The following is an 11,177-nucleotide window of genomic DNA, read 5'->3' as shown; positions in this document are numbered from 1 at the left end:
AAGAATAAAAATTAAGTAAAATAAAAAAAAATTATCCCATATTTAAATAAATAATTAATTTTTTTATTTATTTTTTATTTATTTTTTAATTTTTATAAATTAATTTATTATTTTTATTTATCAAAATCCATTATTTTTTATAAAATGAATTTATAACAATAGTTATATTTATAATTTATAAAAATAGATATTAAATAAGAAAAGCAAATATTTATTTAAATTACATTTATTGATTTATATAAAAATAAATTATATTAAGAGGTAAAATCATGTTTGAAGAAGAACAGGACAATAAAATTTATAACTTAATTATTTCACGCGGAATTGATGAGGAAAATCAATACAAGTTCTTTACCGAAAGATTATACACCAAACCGGAGTTCTTATGGACCGAATCATTAGCAAGGGATTATGCTCCTTTTGGTGAAAATTTCTTTGAAAAGGTTGATGTAATCATTATATTATCTGGGCTTTACAAGGACAATAAGGAATCAATTGATGTTTTAGTTAATAAGGCTGAAGAATTTGATATTCCAATTATTCTCGTACGTCCTTATGGAATGGAACTTGTTCCTGAAAATCTAGAAGAAAAGGCTACAACTGTTGTTGGATGGAATGCTAATTGTATGGTTGATGCTATTCAAACAGTTGTTAGAGGAGAATATGATTGGGAAAGCCCTTGTGATGCAATGGGAAAAGAAGAATAAAATAAGAAAAACAATTATTAACTAAAATAAAAAAATAAAAACAAAATTTAAATAAAATTAAAAAAAAGCTAATTTGTCTTTTTAAAAAAAAATAAAAACAAAATTTAAATAAAATTAAAAAAAAACAGACAAATTTATCTTTTAAAAAAAAATAAAATAATTAAATTCTTGTTTTCAAGAATTTAATTTACTTTTTTTACTAATGTTCAATTTCAACAGATGAAATACCATTCTCTTTTTTAACCTTAATCAAGGTGTCTGCAGAGCTTTCAAGCCCTTCATCATGAGTTACAATAATCATTTGAGGAATAATCTGCATATTACGCAATAAGTCAGCTAATTCATTAATACGAAGATCATCCAAGTGAATTGTAGGTTCATCCAAAAGAATGGAATCAATGTTTCCATTTGATAATGCCTGAGTAATTCCTAATCTTAGTGCAAGAGCAATGGCGATTTTTTCACCACCACTTACCATATTCAGATTTGCTTCACCTTCCGGACCATAAACAAAAATATCATAATCCTCTGAAATGATTAAATCGGAAAAATTAAAGTTGAATTTCTCAAAGAAAGCCTTTGTATTGCTTTGAATAATAGGTTTAGTAATTTTTCTCAATTCCCCCTGAATACCATCCTTACTATATAATTGTCGGATATTTTCAAGCAAATCAATATAATCTGTTAAATTCTTTAATTCTTCCTTATAAATTTTCATTTGTTCTTTTTTATTTCTTAATTCAGTAATTGAAGGTTCAATTTGACTAATCTTACCGTTTAACTCACCAATAATACCCATATTATTTTTGACCTTTTCATAGCTTCTATTTTCCAAATGAAGAATTTGATCATATTTTTCCTTATCATATTCTGAATTTTTAATTTTTCCATTAATCTCTTCAATCAATGCTTCTTTTTTAAGAATTTCCTCTTTTTTGGCAGAATATTTTTCCTGAACTTCCTTTTTGTTTTTAATGGAACCAGTTAGCTGATTATATTTATCTGATTTTGAACTAAACTCTTTAATCTTTTCATTTAACTCATTTTCATCAATTTCAATTGAAAGATAGGAATCCTTGCTAATGTAATTTTTAATCTCTTCATAGGCACTGTTTTTTTCTCCTGAAATAGGATATAATTTGTCTTTAAGCTTATCCTTTTCACCTAAGATTTTCAATGCAGCTTGAGCATTGTTGTATCTGGTGAAATTTTCTTCCAAGGATTTGCGAAGATTAATCTTTTCTTCTATTGAGTCATTTAATTGATTCAACTGCTCCTTAAGGCTTTTGCAGGACTCCAATTCAGCAGCCAATTGAGAAATTTTCCTATTCAATTCTTCAATTCTTGAAAAGATATGCTTGTTTGCAAAGATTTTTTTCTCAATGTCTTCCAAGGATTCATATTTAAGATTCAATATTTCCTTATTTTCATTAATGGAACGAATTCTTTTTTTATTTTCCATGATTTTTAAGTCATTTCCATTAATTGTATTTTTATAGGAATTGATTAAATCCTCCTTTTTTTGAGGAGTGATTTCAGATTGGCATGTAGGACATTTATTGTCCACCTTTTGAATCTCTTCCAATGGTTCTCTTGAGGCTTCGATTTCCTGCATTAGTTTAGAGTTTTCAAGTTCCAAGGATTTGATCTTTTCCCCCTCATCAGAAATTAATTCACGAATATTTTGTCTAAATAAAGAAATAAAGTCTTTTAACTTATCCAATGATTCAACTGAACTAATTTCCAAATCAGACCCCATATTATTATCAAATGTCCCTTTTAAATCAAACTTATTTAAAAACTCATCATCAAATTCAGATAATACTTCATTAACATCATTGGAAAAAGCCTTTAATTCATCATTTGAGGATTTCAGTTTAATTTCATTTTCAATTTTAGCATCATTTTTTGATTTTAAAATCTTTAATTCAGATACCTTTTCAGACTTTTTATCCTCCAATTTCTTAACTTCTTTTTCCAGCAAATTGTATTTCTCATAATTTTCCATTTCATCAGCAATGATTTTTTCATTGCTTTCAATCTGTTCAATAGATTCATTTAACTTTCTTTCATCACTTTCCAATGAAAGGTATTTAGTTCTGACATCCTTAAAACTCCTGTAGATAGTTAATTTTTCCACATAGGGTTCTAAAAGTTCCATTTCCTTTTCATTTTGAAGAATTTTACTTAATTGATTACATAAATTCTTTTTATCATCATACAACACAGTTAAATTATTTTTCTCATTTTCCAAATTATTTTTCAATAAGTCAAAATTATGTTTTTCCTCATCCAGATTGGCCTTATCCTTTGAAACTTTTTCATATTGCTCCTTTAAACCTTCTTTTTCAGCCAAAGCATTTTTTAAATTTTCATTAAAGGTGTGCAATTCAATTTCCTTATCCTTTAATTGCTTATCAATATCAACATCGGATATTTTTCCACTTAATTCTGATTGTCTAAGATTATAATCATTAAGAATCTTTGGAAATTCAGTCCATGCATTCTGCAATTCAGTAATATTCAACAATCTTGTAATGAGTTTTTTTCTTTCTGTAGAAGTTTTGGCTACCAAATTTGCAATCTCTCCCTGCTTGACATATATTGCATTTCTAAATAAATCCTTATTCATCTTTATGATGGACACTATTTCATCATCAACATTTTTGTTTCCAGAGGCAATGGTTGCAAATCTTTCCTCAGTTGAGGTTCTTCTAAACAAGGTTGATTTATTTGTTGAACCTTTTTTCTCACGAATGACCTTGTATTCATCACCATCCTGTTCAAAGGCCAACTCCACTGTCATTACAATTTTTTCAGAACTGTTTTTATTGGTTCTTACCAAATCTTCCTGCTTTACATCAGAATCCTTGAATAATGCATAACTTATTCCTTCCAAAATGCTTGATTTTCCAGCCCCATTTTCACCTACAATAATAGTTATGCCTGAATTAAAGTCAATTTCAGTATTTATATGAGAACGGAAGTTTTGTAATCTTAATTTTTTAAATATCATTTTCCCCCTCCACTAAAATCATCTAAAGTAAAAGTTTTGGACTTTTTATTTTCTTTCTTTTCATTAGAATCAGGATATTCCTCAAGATTTTTAGATTCGATTGATTCATTTAAACTGAATTCATAATCAGATTCGTTTTCTTCATTTAAACTGAATTCTACATTAGAATCATATTCTTCATTTAAACTGAATTCATCATCTTCATTTAAGGATGCTGTACTTGATTCTTCATCAGAATCATTTGTAAAATCATTCAATGATACAAAATCAGACTCATCACCATTATCAGAATCATTTATCTTAGTTTTATCGGATTCACCAAATTGATAGTTTTCATCATAATAGGTATCAGAGATTGCTTTAGCATTTTCAATATTATTTTTAGATAAACTATCCAATAGATCGATTGACAAATGATTTATCTCTTGATTATTATACTTTTCATTAAGGGCCTCAACCAACATAGCCCTTGGATTTATGGTTCCGGCCTTAATACCCTCAAGTTTTACTCCAGAATCCTTTTGGTGATATTTAGGCCTAATCATTAAAGTTAAATCATTTAATGCTGCATAAATCTTGTCATAAACTTCTGAAGGATTAAAGTTAGCATTTCCAATTTCCAAATCCAAGATAGGTTTTTCATCCAAATCTTGAAGCTCTTTCCTAATAAAAGCCAATTTGCTGTCCAATTCATTATAGTCAATATATTCCCTAAGGAATTTTCTAGGCAAATCCACAGTTACCCTTTCAACTTCAGGAATTTCCGTATTCAAATCAACTATACAAAATCCTTTTCCATGCTTTAAATAGTTCTTATATTCATCAGCCTTCCATATTTCCATGGATCCAGGATAAACCAATCTTCCCTTGCCGAATTCCTGATTGATATAATTGTGAATGTGTCCCATTGCATAATAATCGAAATTTTTAGGCAATTCATCTATGCTTACTTCATAGGCAGTCTCCCCATAATCATCCTCAAAATTTAAAAATTTATCTATACCTTGGTGGGATAGGAAAATGCTTTTTATTCCGTCATTTGCCTTGGCTGCAAGGTATTCATATCTTTGCAAGAGATTTCTTCTTTGAGTTTTAGGCAAAAATGGAACTCCGCAAATCAAGACCCCCCCATAATTATAGCAGGGATTATTTTGACTTATAACATTTAAACCCCATTTTTCAAATAGCTTTTGAGGCGGCAAAGCCCCTTTTCTTAAAACAGTATCATGGTTTCCGGCAATGGCATAGATTGGAATCTTAGCTTCTTTCAATCTGGCCAAACCATTCTGAAAACAAAGTAATGCATTTATACTAGGTCTTGAATTGTCAAACAGGTCTCCGCTATGAACTACAAAATCAACTTCACTGTCTATTATCTTGTCTATTGTTTTTTCAAATACCTTATAAAAATCCTCTTCACGTTCCAATAGACCATATTGTCTATAACCTAAATGACTGTCTGCCAAATGTGCAAATCGCATATTTTACCCCCATTATTGTTTTTATAGCGTTTTTATAATATTTTAATCAAGATTTTTATATTTTAAACTTAAATTAAGCAAATAAATAAAATTTTTTTCATTTTTAAAACATCAGATAAAAATTATTTAATTAAATTTTTAAAATTAATAATTTAAACCTAAATCATCTAATTCCTGTTGTTCTCTTTCCAATTCCTTTTTTTCATCTTTCTTGAATTGACTCCACTGTTCAATAATATTCAAGTCCCCTCCACGTTGACGGCCCTTGAATTCATTGATTTTAACAAGTGTTGGAACCTTAGTCATAAGCCCTAAAACCAATGCCTCACCAATATTCAGGGAAGGCAATTGCTTTACCAAATCCTCACTAAGGTTTTCGCTTGCTGTTTGGACATGCTTTTGATCCTTTGGTTCAACAAGACGTAGAATAATCATGTTATTAGCCTGTGACAAGGTTTCAGCATCAACGGATTTAGGTGATTGGCTAACCAAACAAAGACCTAAACCAAACTTACGACCTTCCCTTGCAATACGTGTAATCCAGTATTTTGAATCAGGACTTCTATTTTGAGGAGCTAAAATGTGAGCCTCTTCAACAATGAAGAAAACAGGAAAAGACAATGCATTCATGTTCTTGTTTCTTACATAATCCTTTCTGCTTCTTAATGACTTTCTAAGAATATGTGCAACCAATACTTCAGCAGTGTTTTCATCTACTTGACCCAAATCAAGAACATTTGCCATTCCAGGTTTTAATTTGGCTAAAATATCTCCTACATTGGTATTTAATAACCTATCATATTTTATGCTTAAGTCCTCAATCTTATTCAATACATCCATAATGGTCTTTCTGGTTGAACTGTCATTGTCCTCATCATCATACCAAGCACTCAAGATTGTTCGTAAAACCTCAATGAAATCACTTGAAGGTGCAGTTCCCTCTTCCACCAATTTTTTTGCCTCATTGAATGCCCTTCTAAAGTATCTCTCTTGCAGTGGAGCATTTGATGGAATTGAAGCAAGTTTTTTCATTTCAGTAAATTCCATATGCTGAGGGTTTATTATTGGTTCAATAACATTCACATTACCGTTTGTAAATTCAGCATCAACATATTCTGAATGCATATCAAATATAAGCATGCAACCGTCATATTTTAATAGTCCATCAATGATTACAGAAACTGTATTGGACTTACCAGCACCGGTCATAGCCAAAATTGCCAAATGACGTGAAACCATCTTGTTTATATCCACACCTACAGCCACATCTTCCTGATTAATCAAATGACCAATTTCCAAAGCATTATTGACTTCAAAAATCTTATCAAGGATGTCTGAATCGGCAATGTAAATAGGAGTTCCAGGAGGTGCAGGAGTGCGGGGAATCTTTAGATTGTCATTTACATCTCCAAGAATGCTTACCTTTCCCTTAATGTAATAGTCATCCCCTTCAATTTCACGTATCTTTTCAATAACATCCGGATCATATATTTCGTTATTTAGTGAAACGCTACCGCGAACCATTGATTCAATCATTCCAAGAATAATCTTGTTATCATATTCCAATGTAACATATTGGCCTACCTGAGGCATCTCTTTTGAAATGAAACTCACTTCTACAAGTGAAGTTTCGCCTACACATCTTCCTATCATCTTTAAACATCCTTATTATTTTAATTTAATTACACAATAAACTTTAATTCTAATTCAAGACTTAAATAATCATAAATAACTTAATTCTAATTCAACAATTAATTTAATCATAAATAACTAATTCTAATTCAACACTTAATATACTCATTAATAACTTAATTCTAATTCAACATTTCCCTACCTGACTTGTCCAAAAATCCAATAATGTTTGATAAGCTAACCATATCCTGATTAGTTATAACAACATCATGATGAGCCTTTTTAAGTAAAAATGGATAACCATCAGTTGAATCTCTTTTTATATCACTTAAAACCCTTTTAATATCTTCCTCTTTAGCATAATAGGGTAATTCAATTTTAATAATATTTTTATTGTCCTTTAGCCTTGCAAAGAAAATCGTAAATGTCAATTCTCTGAAGAATTCATTTCCAATTGGGAAATCCCTTTTAACCTTACTTGAGACTTTCCTATAATATGGTTTTGAAAAACCTTCCTTACTTGTAAAGCGGTCCAATATTGCCATATCAGGAATATTTGCATGAAAGAGACCATTTGAAGATGATGTCTTTGAAATTGCAACAATCTTTCTCTTGTATTTTAAAAGATGTTTTAGTGCAATAAGATTTTCAATTGTTTCCAAAAAGCTTATTAAATCAGCTTCATCCAATTGCTCATTTTCCAAGTTCTTTTCATCCTTATTTTCTTCTTCAGATTGAGTTTCGGCAAGTAAAAAACTTTCCAATGTACTTTGATTTTTGTCAATACTCTCTTCAATTTTCTGATTACCTGAAGAATCAATGGAATTGTTATTTACATCAGATTTTAAATCATTTCCAGAATTATCCTCGGAAAGTTCATTATCTTCAGATTTAGCCTCTGATTTAGAAGAAAAACTAATATTCTGTTGGAAAATGTTCTTAAATTCATTCTTAAAATCAATCAATCTTATTTCATCAGAATTTTCAATATCATCCTCAATCACGTCTTTTACCTGATTTATAAGATATTGTTTAAATTCGGGAGAAAGAGACTTGTCTGCAGGTATAGGCCTTATCAAATCTCCCATAAGAGATCCGTCATCGAGATAATAATCAATATCATATTCTTTAAAGGTTTTTATCGCTGTTTTTTTCTCAAGAACACTCATCATATTTCTTAATCTTTCTTCCAAATAGTTATGATGCTCAGTAATGTTTAATTCAACCGATTCAATTGTTTTTAATTTTTCTCCACCCGTTTCATTAGGATTGAAAATCAAGGACTCTGCAGCCACTGCATAGAAATTAAATGCAAGATATTTCTTTTTATTATAACTTCCATCTCCTGCTGAAATAATTGGCTTATTGTCTAAAAGAGGTATTTCCTCATCAAACCAATTAGATTCCAAATCAATTTTAGACTCTTCAATCTCTTTAATTGGTTCTGAAATTAAGCCCTTCTTTTTTATAGCTTCTGTATATAACGAATCCAACATGATAAAACCTTTAAATAATATTTTAAATTTTATTTCCAACGATATTTAATTTAAATAGTTCAATTAATTTAATTAACTGAAAAATTAAATCATAAAAACATTTTTAAAAATCATTGAAATGTTTTTCAATAATAATTTTATTCAATTTACTATTAATAACTTAAGATAATATATAAACTTAATCATTTATAAACTAAAAGAGAGCATTTGAAAACTAATAAAAAAAACTAAAAAAAGAATAAAATATAAAAAAAACTAATAAAAAAAAAGAGTAAAAAATAGTTTTTAAGAAACAAAAATTAAAAAAGAAAATGAATTGATAAAAAAAGTTAAAAAAGAATAATAATTAGAAAAACTATTCAGAAGCTTTTCTAATTCCTGCAACTATTTCTTGAATTTTTCCTTTAACATCAGAGGTTTCTTCAACAACAGTTCCAGTAACAATTACATCTGCTCCGGCCTTAGCTGCAGTGTAAGCGGCCTTAGCGTCACGGATTCCTCCACCTATAACAAGAACCATGTCTTGGGTAGCTCTTTTGGTATAAGCAACCATTTCAGGAGGAATTGGTTGATCTGCTCCAGAACCTGCTTCAATATAGAAATATCTCATTCCAAGGTTTTCAGCAGCCATTGCATAAATTGCAGGGATTTTAGGCTTATTTCTTGGAATTAATTTAGCATCTCCAACCCAACCAACAGTTCCGCCAGGTTCAGCAACAACATAACCCATAGGGATTTTTTCAATTCCTGTTTTATTAACTGTTGGTGCAGCCAATGCTTGAGCACCAATGATCCAGTAAGGATTGTTGGAATTTAAATAACTCATGAAGAAAATAGCATCTGCATATTTGCTTGCACCATTAATGTTTCCAGGGAATAAAATGATAGGTTCTTCTATATTTTCAGATAAAGCCTTACATGTTCCATCCAATGCTGCAGTGTCTACAGTGGAACCTCCTACCATAATTCCGTCACTGCCTCCTGCAATAGCCTCTTTAGCAATTTGAACAGCCTCGTCAGGGTCTTGTTCATCAGGATCAATTAATGTTAAATGAACTTTACGATTTTTTAAAATTTCCTTAATATGCACTTCAACATTTTCCATAAAATCACACAGAAATTAATTATTAAAATTTATTAAATATTATTAAATTATTTAAAAAAAGTTTTTTAAACTTATTATATTATTATATGTATTTTAGTAGTATTTAAAATTTTTATTAATTTTTTGATTAAAAATCATATCTTTAATATGATATAAAGCAAAATAAACTTAAAAAATTTATAAATTGCGTCTAAAAAATAAAAAAAATATTCCAATTCGATTAAATCTTAATTTAAATTAATAAAATCCATTATTTTTAGATAAATAAGATATTAACTAAGTTAATAAAAATTACTTAAAACTGTATTGAAAATAGTATAAAAATAGTATAAAAATACTATAAAAATACTATAAAAATAATGAAAAAAAATCTAAAAACAAGAATAAAATGATAAAAAATACTATAAAAATAATGAAAAAAATCTAAAAACAAGAATAAAATGATAAAAAATAGTATAAAAATTAGTAATTGAATAAAAATAGAATAATTATTTTTGTAAATTTATATAAAAATAGTAAAAATTTAAAGAGAATATAAAATTCCCTTTTTAAGTTTAAAAAGATAGAGCGAATCTATCCTCTAGGTTCTTTTGCTTTGAATCTTAAACCTTTGTAACCACATTTTCTACAAGTAGAAGCTCCAGCAGGATTACGTGCGTTACATTTTAAACAGATTTTTACATTAAACATTCTATTTTCTGCTTCTTCAAATCTTGCCATTCTAATATCCTCCATCGCTAATTAAATTAATTGATCAATATAACTTAAATAAAAATTCATGAAAAGCTTCATCAGAATTCATAATAAAAGTTTTAAAAGAATAAATTATGATAACAAATCTTATGTAGTCATAACTATTAATAAATATTATGATTTTAATAGTATTTAAATGTTAGGTTATTTTTTCCTTTATTATTTATAATTAAGAATAAAATCATAAAAAAATTAGAAAAAAGAATAAAATTATTAACTTAATAGCAAAAATAAAATAATTTTGACTTTTAAAAAAAAATTGATTCATAAAATATTATTTTTTTCAATATTTTTTCAAATCAAAATTATTGATTTTAAATAATTCTATTTTTGATGAGCATCCAAAAACTCATTCTGGATTTTAACAACTTCCTCACTGGTCTTGACAGAGCTGTAACTTTCAAGAAGATCATAGTTCATCTCTATAAATGAATGTCCCCATTTAAAACCATCCATAATATGATTTGCTTCATCCTTAAAGCCAGTGATATAGAATGTAGCTGCAATAGCCTCATTTGTTGACAGTATACATGGTTTTCCAAAGTTAACAGGATTTGCAGCTATAAGAAAAGGAAGAGACCTATGATATTTGGACAAGCTAAAGAAACTTGCAGACTTTGAAACCTTGTTCCATGAACAGTCAAGCCCAACAATTCCCTTATCCTCAACAAGACCCTTATCCTCATAAGAAACCGCTTTTTCTGCAAAAGGATTTAATACAACAGCACCTCTAGGAATCTGATGAATCTTATAAACGAGTTTACATTTTCCCTGCTTTTCCATTTTATATGCAGTGCATTTCTTTTTATCACATTCATTTGCATGAAAAACTGTTACTTTCATAAAAACCACAAAATATTCAATAAATAATTAAATTACTACTTGAAATTAATTAAAAATACAATTAATTTATTAAATTGCTATTAAAATTACTATTAAAATAAATTAAAATTTACTATTAAAATAAATTAAAATTTACTATTAAAA

8 protein-coding genes are annotated in these 11,177 nt (G+C 28.3%); 1 reads left to right on the top strand and 7 read right to left on the bottom strand.

All coding sequences use genetic code 11. The annotated features are described in order from the left end of the window. The first annotated feature begins 269 nt into the window (after positions 1-269). Entirely contained in the window at positions 270-707 is a 438-nt protein-coding gene (locus Q0138_RS05560) for a nuclease (protein WP_297981890.1), read from the top strand. 199 nt (positions 708-906) lie between these two features. On the opposite strand, the gene Q0138_RS05555 is transcribed toward Q0138_RS05560, so the two are convergent. The 7 genes from Q0138_RS05555 to Q0138_RS05525 all read right to left on the bottom strand — a co-directional run bounded on the left by Q0138_RS05555 (position 907) and on the right by Q0138_RS05525 (position 11,033). Next, positions 907-3,723: an SMC family ATPase gene (locus Q0138_RS05555; protein WP_297981888.1), complete on the bottom strand. Its 2,817-nt coding sequence runs from the start codon at positions 3,721-3,723 to the stop codon at positions 907-909. Next, on the bottom strand, positions 3,720-5,204 hold the full coding sequence (locus Q0138_RS05550) for a DNA repair exonuclease (protein ID WP_297981886.1): 1,485 nt from the start codon (positions 5,202-5,204) through the stop codon (positions 3,720-3,722). The genes Q0138_RS05555 and Q0138_RS05550 overlap by 4 nt, the downstream gene beginning before the upstream one ends. A 144-nt stretch (positions 5,205-5,348) precedes the next feature. Next, complete coding sequence (locus Q0138_RS05545; protein WP_297981884.1) at positions 5,349-6,857, bottom strand: ATP-binding protein; 1,509 nt, start codon at positions 6,855-6,857, stop codon at positions 5,349-5,351. Between the two features lie 161 nt (positions 6,858-7,018). Then, a complete protein-coding gene (locus Q0138_RS05540; RefSeq protein WP_297981882.1) occupies positions 7,019-8,332 on the bottom strand; it encodes a DNA double-strand break repair nuclease NurA in 1,314 nt (437 codons plus the stop codon). 355 nt (positions 8,333-8,687) lie between these two features. Continuing rightward, on the bottom strand, positions 8,688-9,437 hold the full coding sequence (locus Q0138_RS05535) for a geranylgeranylglyceryl/heptaprenylglyceryl phosphate synthase (protein ID WP_297981879.1): 750 nt from the start codon (positions 9,435-9,437) through the stop codon (positions 8,688-8,690). Between the two features lie 573 nt (positions 9,438-10,010). Continuing rightward, positions 10,011-10,157 carry a 50S ribosomal protein L40e gene (locus Q0138_RS05530; RefSeq protein WP_297981877.1) on the bottom strand — a complete coding sequence of 49 codons (147 nt, stop codon included), beginning with the start codon at positions 10,155-10,157 and terminating at the stop codon, positions 10,011-10,013. 357 nt (positions 10,158-10,514) lie between these two features. Next, complete coding sequence (locus Q0138_RS05525) at positions 10,515-11,033, bottom strand: DUF367 family protein (protein WP_297981875.1); 519 nt, start codon at positions 11,031-11,033, stop codon at positions 10,515-10,517. Positions 11,034-11,177 lie beyond the last annotated feature (144 nt).

The organism is uncultured Methanobrevibacter sp. (assembly GCF_937906425.1).
Classification (GTDB): Archaea; Methanobacteriota; Methanobacteria; order Methanobacteriales; family Methanobacteriaceae; genus Methanobrevibacter.
This window is presented reverse-complemented; position numbering and strand designations above follow the sequence as displayed.